A 13,145-nucleotide genomic window follows, 5' to 3' on the forward strand; every position below is an offset into this window, starting at 1 on the left:
AACACCTATTTTGTTACAGTTAACGCGTCTTTCTTACGCTTAATCCGCCGCTTTGGATGTAAAGTCAGCCAAGACCAAACAATCCCTACCCGCCTGTTTATCGGGTTCGCAGCGAAAAACCAGCATCAAGTCAGACACCGCGTCACTATCGGGCGGAACAAGGCAGAGATCATAAAAAAATAATAATCCTGCGCCCTGAAAGCACTGTATTCGCTCTTATCATGTCCAGAAGCGTGATTGTCGCCAAGGCTAAAATGCAACAGCAGTATTAGGAATACCGGATGGAATTAATCAAAGAACTGTTAAACGCACTCTGGCATCAGGATTTCGATATTTTAGCCGACCCGAAGTTGGTATGGACCATCTACATTTTGCTGTTTCTGATTATCTTTCTGGAAAATGGCCTGCTCCCGGCGGCTTTCCTGCCCGGCGATAGCCTGCTCATTTTGGTCGGCGTTCTCGTCGCCAAAGGCACAATGAATTACCCGTTTACCCTATTTCTCCTGACGACGGCCGCCAGCCTCGGCTGCTGGGCCAGCTACATTCAGGGGAGATGGCTTGGCAATACCAGTGTGGTTCAGGGCTGGCTATCGCATTTACCCGCACACTATCACCAGCGTGCCCACCAACTCTTCCACCGCCATGGCCTATCCGCGCTTTTAGTTGGCCGTTTCCTGGCTTTTGTCAGAACGTTATTACCTACCATCGCTGGCCTGTCAGGCCTGAATAACGCACGTTTTCAGTTCTTTAACTGGATGAGTGGATTCCTGTGGGTATTTATTCTGGTGACGCTGGGCTTCGCCTTAGGGAAAACCACGGTTTTCCTGAAATATGAAGACGAACTCATGCTTTGCCTGATGTTGCTGCCGCTGGCGCTGCTGTTTATCGGGCTGTTTGGCTCACTCTTTGTGCTATGGCGCAAAAAACGCGACACGAAAGCCAGTAATGCAGAGAAAGGGAGCTAACCGTGTCAATCCGTTGGTTATTCCCAAAACTCACCCCCAGAAAAGTAGCTCGCATACTGATATTGCTTGCCCTGCCAATTATCGCATTGACGCAGTCCCAGTCGCTGCGTCATTCCCAGGATGATGCGATGCTGCATATCAAGCCTTATGATGGCGCCGCGCTGCCAGATGGCTTTTACGTGTATCAGCGTCTTAATGAAAAAGGGATTGCGATCAAAAGCATTACACCAGAGCAAGATAGCCTGATCGTCCGTCTTGCCTCACCAGAACAGAGTATTGCTGCCAGAGATGTCCTGCGTTTGTCTCTGCCTAAAGTCACCATTACCGCGCAACAAGCGACAACCCCGACACCGTTCTGGCAGCAGAAACTGACACAGAAACAATCCAAACTGGGGTGACAAATATGAAACTATCTTCATCTGTTCTTGCATTATCTGTCCTGCTTTCCGGCCACGTACTGGCGAATACCGCCAATCAGGTGGAAACCTGTCAGCAAAAAGCGCAGGACATTCAGCGCCAAATCGATGAAGCGCGTAAACATGGTAATCAGAACCGTATCAATGGATTAGAGAAAGCTCTGGACGGCGTGAAAACCCACTGTACGGATGCAGGGCTGGCAGAGAAACGTCAGGAAGCGATTGCAGAAAAACGTAAAGACGTCGCGGAACGGCAGCAGGAACTGAACGAAAGCCGGCAGAAAGGGGATGACGCCGAGAAAATCCTCAAGCGCGAAAGAAAGCTGGCTGAAGCCGAGCAGGAATTACGCGCTGCGGAACGTGCCGCATCGCAATAACCCATCACTATATTGTCCCTATAAAACACACAGCAATTGTTCACTTTATAATCAAAAAACAAATCACTAAAATTTACAGTGAGTTATCAGAATTGTCCGTACTCATTTTGGGCGGCATAAATTTCAGCTTCAGCTATAGTTAACACTCAGGTTTATAAACATGAAGGGTTATTAATATGGCTAAAGATCAAAATTCTGAGTACCTACGCGCCGAATTGAAATCACTGGCGGATACGCTGGAAGAAGTATTAAGCACCTCCAGCGATAAATCTAAAGCAGAACTCGACAAGCTGCGCAATAAGGCAGAAAGCGCGCTGAAAGAAACCCGCAATCGTCTGAGCGATACCGGCGAGCGTATCGCTTCCCACACGAAAGAAGCAGTTGAATCTGCGGACGACTATGTACGCCAGAACCCGTGGACCGGTGTCGGTATTGGTGCCGCTGTCGGTGTCGTGCTTGGCGTCCTGCTGTCTCGTCGCTAATTAGCGGATCGTTATGACGGATAAATCACAACAAGGCCCCGCAAGCGGGGTCATGGCTTCTGCTCAGCGCATCATCTCCATTATTGTCAGCATGGTAGAAAGCCGTGTCCGACTCGCAGTCATTGAATTAGAGGAAGAAAAAACCAATCTGATTCAGTTGCTGATGATGGTCGGTCTGACGCTGATTTTCGCCACTTTTGGCATTATGAGCCTGATTGCGCTCATCATCTGGGGCATCGATCCCCAGTATCGTCTCTTTGCTCTGGGGTGTATCACAGCCACATTACTTGGACTGGCGCTGATAGGTGGCGTCTGGACACTCCTGAAGGTACGTCGTTCCACCTTGCTCAAGGCAACACGTAAGGAGCTGGCGACCGACAGATCGTTGCTGGAGGAGGATCCCAAATGAGCCAGCGTCAGCAGCGAGACAGAGAAAAAGCCCAGCTACTGCGCCGGATACAACAGCAGCGGCTGGATTTATCGGCAGGTAAGAAACACTGGCTGGATACCACCGCTCGTTACGATCGCGGCTGGCAAAGTCTGATGCAGTGGCGTAAATACTGGATCGTGGGCTCCAGCCTCGTCGCACTCTATGGCGTGCGCCATCCCAGCCGCATGATTCGCTGGGGACGCCGCCTCGTCGGGCTGTGGGGAACATTCAGACTCGTCCGCAAAACGTTTGACTCACGTTCATAATCTTTCCTATCGCCTCGGCGTTCGGCCTTTCCCGTACGGCATCTTTCATCTCATTTTCTTCTAACGCGCTCACACCATTACAGCGCGTTCTCGTACATTTAACTAAACATCAATTTTTCTGAAATAAAAGAACAATTATACTCGCTGGTAGCGCAAATCATCTCTCTATACTATCTGCCCATAACCTGATGGCAGGCCAGGTTTTCAGACCACACCTGCTACAACAAACACAACAGGGCGACATAGCCCACGACAAAATTAATTGGAGAGATGATGAAAAATTTAGAAAGCACTGCACTGCTGATTGCACGTATCTTAATGCCAATTCTGTTTATCGTTGCAGGTTACGGTAAGCTGGGTGATGCCTATGCAGGCACACAACAATACATGCAGGCGATGGGCGTACCCACCTTCCTGCTGCCGCTGACAATTCTGCTGGAGTTGGGTGGTGGTCTGGCGGTGCTGTTCGGTCTGCTGACGCGTACCGTTGCACTGTTCACGGCGGGCTTTACACTGCTGACCGCACTGATTTTCCACTCTAACTTTGCGGAAGGTATGAACCAACTGATGTTCATGAAAAACCTGACCATCGCTGGCGGCTACCTCCTGCTGGCTGTAACCGGTCCAGGCGCATTCAGCATCGATCGTCTGCTGGGCAAAAAGTGGTAAGACGAGCCTTTTCCGGCCTGTACTACACTTAATAGTCGAATAATGAATTAGACGGCAAGCAAACAAGGCTTGCCGTCGTTTTATCATAACTCACTAACGGGAGGATTTATGGGACAACTGGTTGACGGCGTATGGCACAATACCTGGTATGAAACCAAATCTACCGGCGGTCACTTTAAGCGTTCAGAATCCGTATTTCGCAATTGGGTAACGCCCGATGGCACCCCTGGCCTCACCGGCAAAGGTGGCTTTCCCGCTCAGTCCGGCCGTTATCATCTCTATGTTTCTCTCGCCTGCCCGTGGGCACACCGCACGCTACTCATGCGACAGTTAAAAGGGTTAGAAGATCATATCGCCGTTTCGGTGGTTCATCCGCTCATGCTGGATCACGGCTGGACGTTCGGTACCGATTTTGAGGGGGCAACAGGAGACTCGCTCTATCAGCACGAATTCCTTTACCAACTCTACCTGCACGCCAAGCCAGACTACAGTGGTCGGGTGACCGTGCCAGTCCTGTGGGACACCGAGCAGCACACCATCGTCAGTAACGAATCCGCCGATATCATCCGTATGCTGAACAGCGCTTTTGACGGCGTGGGGGCAACAGCGGGAGACTATTACCCGGAAGCGCTACGCGCTCAGATTGACGAGTTGAACGGCTGGATTTACGACAAGGTCAACAATGGCGTTTACAAAGCCGGTTTTGCGACGAGTCAGTCAGCTTATGATGAATCCGCAATGACCGTTTTCGCTGCGTTATCCGATCTGGAAGCCATATTGGCAAAACAGCGCTATCTGACTGGTGAGCAGTTAACCGAAGCCGATCTGCGGCTGTGGACGACGCTGATCCGTTTCGATCCGGTCTATCACACGCATTTTAAATGCGATAAATATCGCCTGAGCGACTATCCAAACCTGTTCGGCTTTCTGCGTGATATTTATCAAATGCCTGGCATCGCCGATACCGTCGATATGGCGCATATTCGTCACCATTACTACCGTAGCCACGGCACGATTAATCCACATGGTGTGATTTCGCTGGGCCCAGAGCAAGATCTGAACCAGCCTCATCAGCGTGATAAGACAGTGATCAGTTTATACTAAGGCGTTGTCGATTAGCGATGAAGCACAAGGCAAGGTGTGGTTCGCACCTTGCCGTAGCAAAGTGCGGGATTTAGGGCTGGTTTAGCAGCTTCGGAATTTCACGCAGGAACCAGGACTTCGCCTCGCCCATGCTGTCTCGCCGCCACGCCATAATAATCTGGCTTTCCATTTGATGCTCCGGCCCAACGACCAGTAAACGCCCCTCGGCAATATCTTGCGCCACCATTGGATAAGGCATGGTCGCGACGCCTAATCCCGCCAACAGCGCACGCCGCTTATCATCCAGAGAGCTCACCGTCAGACGCTGCTGTTTATCCAACAGTTGCACGGTCAGTACCGGGCGCTCACGCGCCGTGTCCGCCACCGCAATCCCACGGTATTTCACTCGGGTCGCATCCGACAGCGGCTCAGGTTCCTGATGAATGGGGTGCTCAGGGCTGGCGACATACACATTATTCATCGTGTACAGCTTGCGGGTATTCATTTCGGAAGACGCACGAAAATGCATGTCCGGCGCAATCACGATATCGGCACGCCCTTGCTCAAGACGCTCCCACGCCCCCGCCAGCACTTCCGTCAGAATCGATACCTGCGTATTCGCTTTGAGCGCCAGTTTATCGATTAAGGGAAAAAGCCGCTGAGTCGGAATAAGCGCTTCCGTCACAATCGTCAGGTGTGTTTCCCAACCGCGCGCCAACGCTTCGGCATCCGTAGTGAGTTTATCCGCCGCTTCCAGCAGAATACGTCCGCGTTCCAGCAGCATTCGTCCGACATTCGTGAATTTAGTACGATGCCCGGAACGATCGAACAACACCACATCTAGCTCTTCTTCCAGTTTTTGCATGGTATAGCTCAGCGCCGAAGGCACTCTACCCAGCTCGTCTGCCGCAGCGGCAAAGCTGCCGCGACGATCGATCGCATCCATAACCCTCAAGGCTTCCAGCGTCAAAGCTCGTTCTTTCGCCATCTTCGTACTCATTCAGGAATTTTGAATATACCCACCAGATTAACTAGCTAACAATCCAACGTCCACACAATTACTATCGGTTTAAGAAATTATTATCTGGGGGATAAAGATTATGATCACACGAAGAGCAGCGGGGCAATGCGGCCAGGCCGACTATGGCTGGTTGCAGGCACGCTACACCTTCTCTTTTGGTCACTATTTTGACCCACAGTTGTTGGGCTACGCTTCTCTACGCGTGCTCAATCAGGAAGTATTGGCACCGGGGGCATCGTTCCAGCCACGAACCTATCCACGGGTCGATATCCTGAACATTATTCTTCAGGGTGAAGCAGAATACCGCGATAGTAACGGTTGCCACATTCAGGCCAAAGCCGGAGATGTGCTGCTGCTCGCCACTCAGCCAAACGTCAGCTATAGCGAACATAATACCAGCGCCAGTAAACCGCTGACGCGGCTGCAATTATGGCTAAACGCCTGTCAGACTCGAGAGAACAGTCCGTTACAGCGTATGGAATTGGATTCATCCAGCCATACTCTGCTTGCGTCGCCGGAAGGTGAACACACCAGTCTGCAACTGCGCCAGCAGGTTTGGATCCACCATGTCGATCTCCAGCAGAATGAGCAAAGCACGATCGCGCTGCAGGGAAATCAGGCATACCTCCAACTGATTCACGGTTCAATGGTGGTAAAAGGCAATCAGAGCAGTGAAGCCCTACACTGTGGCGACGGCGCCTTTATCAAAGAAGAAACAACGTTGACGCTACGGGCAGAATCGCCTTTGCGTGCGCTGCTCATCGATCTGGTCGTCTAGATCTTCTGTCCGTTGTTTTATCAGGAAAACGCCGCCAGTTCGGCGTTTTTATTCAGCCGTGGTAAGATATCCGTCTTGTTCCTCAATGCGTCAGGGTGATATGACAATGGATTCAACCAAACAGGACAAACTTCTTGCCCAGGCTGAACAGATTTGTCAGCAGCGCGCTGTGCGTCTAACGCCACAGCGGTTAGAGGTTTTACGCCTTATGGCACAGCAGTCAGGTGCTATCAGCGCTTATGACCTGCTGGATCTGCTGCGAGTTTCCGAGCCCCAGGCCAAACCGCCGACCGTCTATCGCGCGCTGGATTTTCTGCTGGAACAAGGCTTCATTCATCGAGTCGAATCAAACAACAGCTACGTGCTGTGTCACCATATCGAAGACCACAGCCATACGTCTGCCCTTTTCATCTGTGACCGCTGCGGACAGGTTACGGAACGTCAAACCGAAGGGGTGGAAGAAACATTACGTAGCCTGGCACAGCAGTCGGGATTTACGCTGCGCCACAGCGTTGTGGAAGCGCACGGGCTGTGTGGAGGCTGTCAGGAAGTGGCATCATGCAAGCAGCCGGATCATTGCGATCACGACCATACGGTTCCGATTAAAAAACGCTAGCGCTTATTGATGGGGCCTTCTGCCTGACAAGGTTTTTCTATATAAAAAAAACGATAGCCCTCAGGGCTATCGTTTTTTAGCATCACGTTCACTACCAGTGATATTTGTGATGCTCTTCCCAGTGTTTCACTTCTTTCTCTGCCGCTTCTTTTGCGTACCCGTAACGCTCCTGGATTCTCCCCACCAGTTGGTCACGCTTACCTTCGATGACCGTCAGATCGTCATCCGTTAATTTGCCCCATTGCTCTTTCGCTTTACCTTTAAACTGTTTCCAGTTACCGCTGGCTTGGTCTTTATTCATCAGAATCTCCGTACCTTAGGTGTATTGCGCATAAATGAATCGTCACTACCGACGTAGGCGTCAGTCAGTGTCAGATAAATTGTTCAGTAAGCAGAGTCATCATTCTGTGAACCATCACGGTGCTCTGCACCACTGCCCTTCCTCGATCTGCCAGGCTAACCTAAATGTGATGGCTAATGTTTAATGACTAAACGCTCAATCGAGATAAAAATGCTTACCTTGATAAAAATTATAGTCGAATATTTTACTTAAAATTAAAAATAAGGAATCTGTAACTAGCGAAGGCGCCAAGAAAGGAAAAATGACCGTAAAAGTAATGGAAAAACAGGCGGTAAGGGAGAGAAGAGAAAACACACGCGAAATGTAACGAAATATATACAACTAGCAGATTAACACGCGGGGCACTCACACATGAAGCAACTCACACATAAAGCGATTAACACAAAAACGTGATGCACTGACCCAGAAAGACGAGCAGTGCATCTCTATGACCGTTAGCTCCAGTCGCTGTTACGAATCACGCCAACCGCTAAGCCTTCTATCGAAAAGCTCTGCTGACGCAGGTCAACAACAATGGGGGCAAACTCTTCGTTTTCAGCGAGAAGGTGCACCATATTGCCCTGCTTTTTCAGGCGTTTTACCGTCACTTCATCGTCAATGCGCGCGACGACAATCTGACCATTGCGTACATCTTCCGTTTTATGCACGGCCAGTAAATCGCCATCCATAATACCGATATCTTTCATCGACATGCCGCTCACGCGCAGCAAAAAATCAGCGCTGGGTTTGAACATTGCAGGGTCAACCTGATAGTGACATTCGATATGTTCCTGCGCCAGCAGAGGCTCACCTGCGGCCACGCGACCAACCAGAGGAATACCCGTCTCTTCTTCCATCAGCAGACGAATACCTCGAGAAGCACCCGATACGATTTCAATCACACCTTTACGCGCCAGTGCTTTCAGATGTTCTTCAGCCGCATTGGGAGAGCGAAACCCCAGCTGTTGAGCAATTTCCGCGCGCGTTGGCGGCATTCCGGTCTGCGCAATGTGATCGCGGATCAGGTCATAAACCTGCTGCTGCCTTGCTGTTAATACTTTCATTCCGCCCCCTGGTTGTTTATACAGTCTTGCTGTGAGTATATACAGGTACGCCACAATTGGGAATGGAGATATAGGCAAAGCCTCTGACTTTTATTCATTTATGCGTGCCGTCAGGCAAAATGTTGCCAGAGAATGCTACCCCACACGACAGCCGCTAACACGATGGCAACAAAAACAGCCGCCGACCCGATATCTTTCGCCCGACCGGATAATTCGTGATGCTCAAGGCCAATACGATCGACAACCGCTTCAATGGCGCTGTTAGCCAGCTCAAAAAGCATAATCAATACCACAGACCCGATCAGCAGCAGCTTTTCGACCAGCGTAACCGGCAGCAGACACGCAATAATCACGCCGACAATCGTCAATATTGTTTCCTGACGAAATGCCGCCTCATGTTGCCAAGCCTGCTTCAGCCCCTTAAGGGAATAACCGGTCGCCTTAATAATCCGGGTCATCCCCGTTGCTTTATTCATTTATCCTCCATTCTTTACGTAAAATAGTTCGCATTTTAACGCGCTTACGTTGTCTCACCACCACAGATTTCCGACGCAGTTTCTGGTATCCTTGCGGCGCATTGCTAACAAGAGGCTCCAAGTTGTTATGTCAGGTTGGCGTAAAATTTACTATAAATTATTGAATCTCCCACTAAAACTGCTGGTTAAAAGTAAAGTTATTCCCGCAGATCCCGTGGTCGAGTTGGGGTTAGATCCCTCACGTCCTATACTCTATGTTCTGCCTTATAACTCTCAGGCGGATCTCTTGACGCTACGCGCGAAATGCCTGGCATTGGGGTTACCCGATCCCTCGCAATCGTTCGAATTCAACGGCGTCGAACTTCCCAGCCACGTCTTTATTAATGACGGGCCGCGCGTCTTCCGCTATTACGTTCCCAAGCAGAAATCCGTCAAGCTGTTCCACGACTATCTGGATCTGCATCGCGCCAATCCAGATTTAGACGTGCAGATGGTGCCGGTTTCCGTGATGTTTGGACGTTCTCCGGGTCGGGAAGGCCATTCTCAGGCTACACCACACCTGCGATTGCTCAACGGCATTGAGAAATTCTTCGCCGTCCTGTGGCTAGGGCGTGACAGTTTTGTTCGCTTCTCCAGCCCGGTGTCGCTGCGCTATATGGCGACCGAGCATGGCACTGACAAAACCATAGCCCACAAACTGGCGCGCGTCGCGCGTATGCACTTCTCCCGCCAGCGTTTGGCGGCAGTTGGCCCACGCTTGCCGGTACGTCAGGAACTGTTTAATAAGCTGCTGGATTCCAAAGCGATCAAGAAGGCCGTAGACGATGAGGCGCGCAGTAAGAAGATTTCCCATGAAAAAGCGCAGCAGAACGCCATTGCGTTGATGGAAGAAATCGCCGCCGACTTCTCCTACGAAGCCGTGCGTCTGTCGGATCGCGTCTTAAGCTGGACGTGGAACCGCCTTTATCAAGGGATCAACGTCCATAACGCCGAACGCGTTCGTCAGCTGGCACAGGATGGTCATGGTATTGTCTATGTGCCCTGCCACCGCAGCCATATGGACTATCTGCTGCTGTCCTACGTCCTATACCATCAGGGCCTAGTGCCGCCGCACATCGCCGCAGGCATCAATCTTAATTTCTGGCCAGCGGGTCCGATCTTCCGTCGCCTTGGCGCCTTCTTCATTCGTCGTACCTTCAAAGGCAATAAGCTGTATTCCACTATTTTCCGTGAGTATCTGGGTGAACTGTTTGCCCGTGGTTATTCGGTGGAATACTTCATGGAAGGCGGACGTTCACGCACGGGTCGCCTGTTAGAGCCGAAAACCGGTACGCTGGCGATGACGATTCAGGCCATGCTCAGAGGCGGTACGCGCCCTATCACGCTGGTGCCGATTTATGTCGGCTACGAGCATGTGATGGAAGTCGGCACCTATGCGAAAGAGCTGCGCGGCGCGGTGAAGGAAAAAGAAGGCTTTATGCAGATGGTGCGCGGTTTACGCAAACTGCGTAATCTCGGCCAGGGGTATGTGAACTTCGGTGAACCACTCCCGTTGACCACCTATCTGAACCAGCATGTTCCGCAATGGCGTGATGCGATTGATCCTATCGAAGCACAGCGCCCAAGTTGGCTAACGCCGACGGTGCAGGATATCTCGATGGATATCATGGTACGCATCAATAATTCTGCGGCAGCAAACGCGATGAACCTGTGTTCTACGGCTCTTTTGGCATCCCGCCAGCGCTCACTGACTCGCGAGCAAATGCAAGAACAGCTGGATTGCTATCTGCAACTGCTGCGTCAGGTTCCTTACCACAAAGATATTACGGTTCCCAAAAAGACAGCGGATGAACTGTTGGAACATGCGCTGAGCATGAACAAGTTCGAAGTCGAGAAGGACAGCATTGGCGATATCATCATTCTGCCGCGCGAGCAGGCCGTTCTGATGACGTACTATCGCAATAACATCCAGCATCTGTTGGTGTTACCGTCGCTGATCGCCAGCATCGTCATCCACCACCGTCGGATTACGCTTGCAGAAGTCGTGCGCCAGATCGCGCTGATCTATCCGCTGCTGCAATCCGAACTGTTCCTGCACTATTCCAAAGAGCAATTACCGGGCGTGCTGGAAACGTTGGCTAATGAACTGGTTCAACAGCAGTTGTTGTGCAGTCGTGACGGTGAGCTGGCGATCAATCCGCCACGTATCCGCACGCTGCAATTGCTGTCGGCAGGCGTGCGTGAAACGCTGCAACGTTATGCGATTACGCTGTCGTTGCTGTGTGCGAATCCAGAAATCAACCGCGGAACGCTGGAAAAAGAAAGCCGGAACATGGCTCAACGCCTGTCCGTCCTGCACGGCATCAATGCGCCAGAGTTCTTTGATAAAGCGGTGTTCTCAACGCTGGTCGCAACCTTACGGACGGAAGGCTATATCACCGACAGTGCGGAAGCGGCGCAAGGTGATATCGTGGCGATCTACAACATTCTCGGCGATTTGATCACCCCAGAAGTGCGCTTGACCATTGAAAGCGCCAGCTCATCCGCTGAAATGGAAGCCGAAAGCCAGGTAGTGGAAGAGACAACGCAGGAGTAGTCAGGCGAGAAAATGGCGGATGGATACGCCGCCATCAAGCCGCGAGTGCGTTTAGCATCACGGATACATCTGGATGTTCTGCCATAAAAAAAGCAGCGAGAAATCGCTGCTTTTTTGTCTCTGCTATTCAGCTTACAGGCCAAACAGCACACCGATAAATATCGCCATTCCCGCGTACTTATTGTTGTGAAACGCCTTAAAACAGGCGTCGCGCTCGCGCCCGGCCGTGAGTATTTGCTGATAGATAAACATCCCGCCAGCCACCAACAGCGAAATGTAGTACGGCATTCCCAATCCGGTCATCGTTCCTAAAACCAACAACAGCGCCAGCATACTAAACTGCAATAACCCGATGATGAGATTGTCAAAACGGCCAAACAAGATCGCAGTGGATTTCACACCGATCTTCAGATCGTCGTCGCGATCCACCATCGCATATTGGGTATCGTAGGCGACCGTCCAGCAGATATACGCCAGAAACATCATCCAGCAGGTTGCAGGCAGGCTTTCACTCACTGCGGCATACGCCATCGGGATCGACCAGCCAAACGCGGCGCCCAGCACAAACTGAGGAAGATGGCTGACCCGTTTCATAAACGGATAGACCCATGCCAGCCCCAGCCCCGCAACGGACAGCCAGATCGTCATCGTATTCAGCGTCAGCACCAGACCAAACGCCAGCAAGACCAGCACGACAAACAGCACTTTGGCAGATTGCTCGCTCACCTCACCACTGGGTAATGGGCGAGAAGCGGTACGTTTTACATGACCGTCAAAGTGTCGATCGGCATAGTCATTGATGACGCAGCCCGCCGCACGCATTAAGAACACGCCAGCGACAAAAACAAAGAGCGTCCACGGCGCAGGCGCTCCCCCTCCCGCCAGCCACAGCGCCCATAGCGTTGGCCACAGCAGCAGCAGAGAACCTATCGGTTTATCAATTCGCATCAAGCGACAATAAGCCAGCCATTTCCCTGCTGTAACACTTCTTTCCAAGGATTTATCTCCTCAAATTACCTGCCAACCTTCATCACTCGGTGTGTAATAAACCGGTGATTCCGGTAAGAAAAGCTCAGTCAACAGTAACGGAAAACCAGAAAGACACAGGCGGGAACGCCGCGCCCATAAGCCTTCGCAGCATCCGGTATGAATGTAATCACGCGTTAGCGATTTTTGCTCAAACAGATAACGGCCTAACGGCTGATTGCCTATTTTCGTCAGGGCGGAATCCGTTCCGTCGAGCGTCTGTTGCGGAACGATGGTACGGCCAAACAGCCAGGGACGCTCGTCGCCATACAGCACCACCTCACGCAGCCAATAACGTTCGTCAGGTGGAAGCTGTTCGCTCTCTTCACCCAGCGATTGTGGCGACACGAATCCCTCACGGCAAAGCGTCACGGTCAATTGGGCACAATATTTTTCAAGCCGCTGCGTCATGGAACTGGTTTCCATCAGCCAGTCACCAATATGCTCAGGTAATACCGAAGGAGGTTCAGCAAACCAGGAAATGGTGCGCAAAAGCGTAGACACATCGTCAGACATTGTCCCTACTCCAAACAGGGTTAC

Annotated in this window: 17 protein-coding genes; 11 read left to right on the forward strand and 6 right to left on the reverse strand. The window is 51.4% G+C overall.

Going from position 1 to position 13,145, the window contains the following annotated elements:
- Window positions 1-281: 281 nt before the first annotated feature.
- The 8 genes from AB8809_RS19895 (at window position 282) to AB8809_RS19930 (ending at window position 4,709) form a co-directional block, all read left to right on the forward strand.
- A complete protein-coding gene (locus tag AB8809_RS19895) occupies window positions 282-965 on the forward strand; it encodes a DedA family protein (protein WP_012773233.1) in 684 nt (227 codons plus the stop codon).
- Window positions 966-967: 2 nt separating this feature from the next.
- Window positions 968-1,363 (forward strand): EnvZ/OmpR regulon moderator MzrA, encoded by a 396-nt coding sequence (mzrA, locus tag AB8809_RS19900; RefSeq protein WP_012773232.1) that lies wholly within the window; start codon window positions 968-970, stop codon window positions 1,361-1,363.
- Between the two features lie 5 nt (window positions 1,364-1,368).
- Entirely contained in the window at window positions 1,369-1,758 is a 390-nt protein-coding gene (locus tag AB8809_RS19905) for a DUF1090 domain-containing protein (RefSeq protein WP_012773231.1), read from the forward strand.
- A 176-nt stretch (window positions 1,759-1,934) separates the two neighbouring features.
- Window positions 1,935-2,240, forward strand: a complete 306-nt coding sequence (locus AB8809_RS19910) for a YqjD family protein (RefSeq protein ID WP_012773230.1) — start codon at window positions 1,935-1,937, stop codon at window positions 2,238-2,240.
- Between the two features lie 13 nt (window positions 2,241-2,253).
- The gene (locus tag AB8809_RS19915; protein WP_012773229.1) at window positions 2,254-2,649 is read left to right on the forward strand and encodes a phage holin family protein; all 396 of its coding nucleotides are present in this window, start codon (window positions 2,254-2,256) and stop codon (window positions 2,647-2,649) included.
- Window positions 2,646-2,936: a YqjK-like family protein gene (locus AB8809_RS19920; protein ID WP_180777433.1), complete on the forward strand. Its 291-nt coding sequence runs from the start codon at window positions 2,646-2,648 to the stop codon at window positions 2,934-2,936. Before AB8809_RS19915 ends, AB8809_RS19920 begins: the two co-directional genes overlap by 4 nt.
- Before the next feature lie 273 nt (window positions 2,937-3,209).
- Entirely contained in the window at window positions 3,210-3,605 is a 396-nt protein-coding gene (locus AB8809_RS19925) for a DoxX family protein (RefSeq protein ID WP_012773227.1), read from the forward strand.
- 108 nt (window positions 3,606-3,713) lie between these two features.
- Window positions 3,714-4,709 (forward strand): glutathione S-transferase family protein, encoded by a 996-nt coding sequence (locus AB8809_RS19930; RefSeq protein ID WP_349855347.1) that lies wholly within the window; start codon window positions 3,714-3,716, stop codon window positions 4,707-4,709.
- Window positions 4,710-4,779: 70 nt separating this feature from the next.
- Here AB8809_RS19930 and AB8809_RS19935 read toward each other — a convergent pair whose 3' ends face one another.
- The gene (locus tag AB8809_RS19935; protein ID WP_012773225.1) at window positions 4,780-5,676 is read right to left on the reverse strand and encodes a LysR family transcriptional regulator; all 897 of its coding nucleotides are present in this window, start codon (window positions 5,674-5,676) and stop codon (window positions 4,780-4,782) included.
- A gap of 112 nt (window positions 5,677-5,788) precedes the next feature.
- Between AB8809_RS19935 and AB8809_RS19940 the strand changes: the two genes are divergently transcribed.
- Both AB8809_RS19940 and zur read left to right on the forward strand, forming a co-directional pair.
- Window positions 5,789-6,487: a pirin family protein gene (locus AB8809_RS19940; RefSeq protein ID WP_182100378.1), complete on the forward strand. Its 699-nt coding sequence runs from the start codon at window positions 5,789-5,791 to the stop codon at window positions 6,485-6,487.
- A 106-nt stretch (window positions 6,488-6,593) separates the two neighbouring features.
- Window positions 6,594-7,103: a zinc uptake transcriptional repressor Zur gene (zur, locus tag AB8809_RS19945; protein WP_010298842.1), complete on the forward strand. Its 510-nt coding sequence runs from the start codon at window positions 6,594-6,596 to the stop codon at window positions 7,101-7,103.
- 91 nt (window positions 7,104-7,194) lie between these two features.
- Here the strand turns inward: zur and AB8809_RS19950 are convergent, their stop codons facing one another.
- From AB8809_RS19950 to AB8809_RS19960, 3 genes are all read right to left on the reverse strand, one after another.
- Window positions 7,195-7,404 (reverse strand): CsbD family protein, encoded by a 210-nt coding sequence (locus AB8809_RS19950; protein WP_010298839.1) that lies wholly within the window; start codon window positions 7,402-7,404, stop codon window positions 7,195-7,197.
- A gap of 494 nt (window positions 7,405-7,898) precedes the next feature.
- Window positions 7,899-8,507 carry a transcriptional repressor LexA gene (gene lexA / locus AB8809_RS19955; RefSeq protein WP_012773222.1) on the reverse strand — a complete coding sequence of 203 codons (609 nt, stop codon included), beginning with the start codon at window positions 8,505-8,507 and terminating at the stop codon, window positions 7,899-7,901.
- A 110-nt stretch (window positions 8,508-8,617) separates the two neighbouring features.
- Complete coding sequence (locus AB8809_RS19960) at window positions 8,618-8,983, reverse strand: diacylglycerol kinase (RefSeq protein WP_012773221.1); 366 nt, start codon at window positions 8,981-8,983, stop codon at window positions 8,618-8,620.
- 127 nt (window positions 8,984-9,110) lie between these two features.
- Between AB8809_RS19960 and plsB the strand changes: the two genes are divergently transcribed.
- Window positions 9,111-11,579, forward strand: coding sequence for a glycerol-3-phosphate 1-O-acyltransferase PlsB (gene plsB, locus AB8809_RS19965; RefSeq protein ID WP_256553862.1), 2,469 nt, complete (start codon window positions 9,111-9,113; stop codon window positions 11,577-11,579).
- Window positions 11,580-11,711: 132 nt separating this feature from the next.
- On the opposite strand, the gene ubiA is transcribed toward plsB, so the two are convergent.
- Window positions 11,712-12,575 (reverse strand): 4-hydroxybenzoate octaprenyltransferase, encoded by an 864-nt coding sequence (gene ubiA / locus AB8809_RS19970; protein ID WP_349855350.1) that lies wholly within the window; start codon window positions 12,573-12,575, stop codon window positions 11,712-11,714.
- Between the two features lie 12 nt (window positions 12,576-12,587).
- A complete protein-coding gene (gene ubiC, locus AB8809_RS19975) occupies window positions 12,588-13,121 on the reverse strand; it encodes a chorismate lyase (RefSeq protein WP_012773218.1) in 534 nt (177 codons plus the stop codon).
- Between the last annotated feature and the right edge of the window lie 24 nt (window positions 13,122-13,145).

The organism is Pectobacterium aroidearum (assembly GCF_041228105.1).
In the GTDB taxonomy this organism is placed as follows: Bacteria; Pseudomonadota; Gammaproteobacteria; order Enterobacterales; family Enterobacteriaceae; genus Pectobacterium; species Pectobacterium aroidearum.

Coding starts and splice junctions, on each gene's coding strand:
- AB8809_RS19925 (WP_012773227.1), top strand. CDS start 3,210: ATGAAAAATTTAGAAAGCACTGCACTGCTGATTGCACGTATCTTAATG.
- lexA (WP_012773222.1), bottom strand. CDS start 8,507: ATGAAAGTATTAACAGCAAGGCAGCAGCAGGTTTATGACCTGATCCGC.
- AB8809_RS19910 (WP_012773230.1), top strand. CDS start 1,935: ATGGCTAAAGATCAAAATTCTGAGTACCTACGCGCCGAATTGAAATCA.
- AB8809_RS19960 (WP_012773221.1), bottom strand. CDS start 8,983: ATGAATAAAGCAACGGGGATGACCCGGATTATTAAGGCGACCGGTTAT.
- AB8809_RS19905 (WP_012773231.1), top strand. CDS start 1,369: ATGAAACTATCTTCATCTGTTCTTGCATTATCTGTCCTGCTTTCCGGC.
- AB8809_RS19895 (WP_012773233.1), top strand. CDS start 282: ATGGAATTAATCAAAGAACTGTTAAACGCACTCTGGCATCAGGATTTC.
- zur (WP_010298842.1), top strand. CDS start 6,594: ATGGATTCAACCAAACAGGACAAACTTCTTGCCCAGGCTGAACAGATT.
- AB8809_RS19930 (WP_349855347.1), top strand. CDS start 3,714: ATGGGACAACTGGTTGACGGCGTATGGCACAATACCTGGTATGAAACC.
- AB8809_RS19940 (WP_182100378.1), top strand. CDS start 5,789: ATGATCACACGAAGAGCAGCGGGGCAATGCGGCCAGGCCGACTATGGC.
- plsB (WP_256553862.1), top strand. CDS start 9,111: ATGTCAGGTTGGCGTAAAATTTACTATAAATTATTGAATCTCCCACTA.
- AB8809_RS19935 (WP_012773225.1), bottom strand. CDS start 5,676: ATGGCGAAAGAACGAGCTTTGACGCTGGAAGCCTTGAGGGTTATGGAT.
- ubiC (WP_012773218.1), bottom strand. CDS start 13,121: ATGTCTGACGATGTGTCTACGCTTTTGCGCACCATTTCCTGGTTTGCT.
- AB8809_RS19915 (WP_012773229.1), top strand. CDS start 2,254: ATGACGGATAAATCACAACAAGGCCCCGCAAGCGGGGTCATGGCTTCT.
- AB8809_RS19950 (WP_010298839.1), bottom strand. CDS start 7,404: ATGAATAAAGACCAAGCCAGCGGTAACTGGAAACAGTTTAAAGGTAAA.
- AB8809_RS19920 (WP_180777433.1), top strand. CDS start 2,646: ATGAGCCAGCGTCAGCAGCGAGACAGAGAAAAAGCCCAGCTACTGCGC.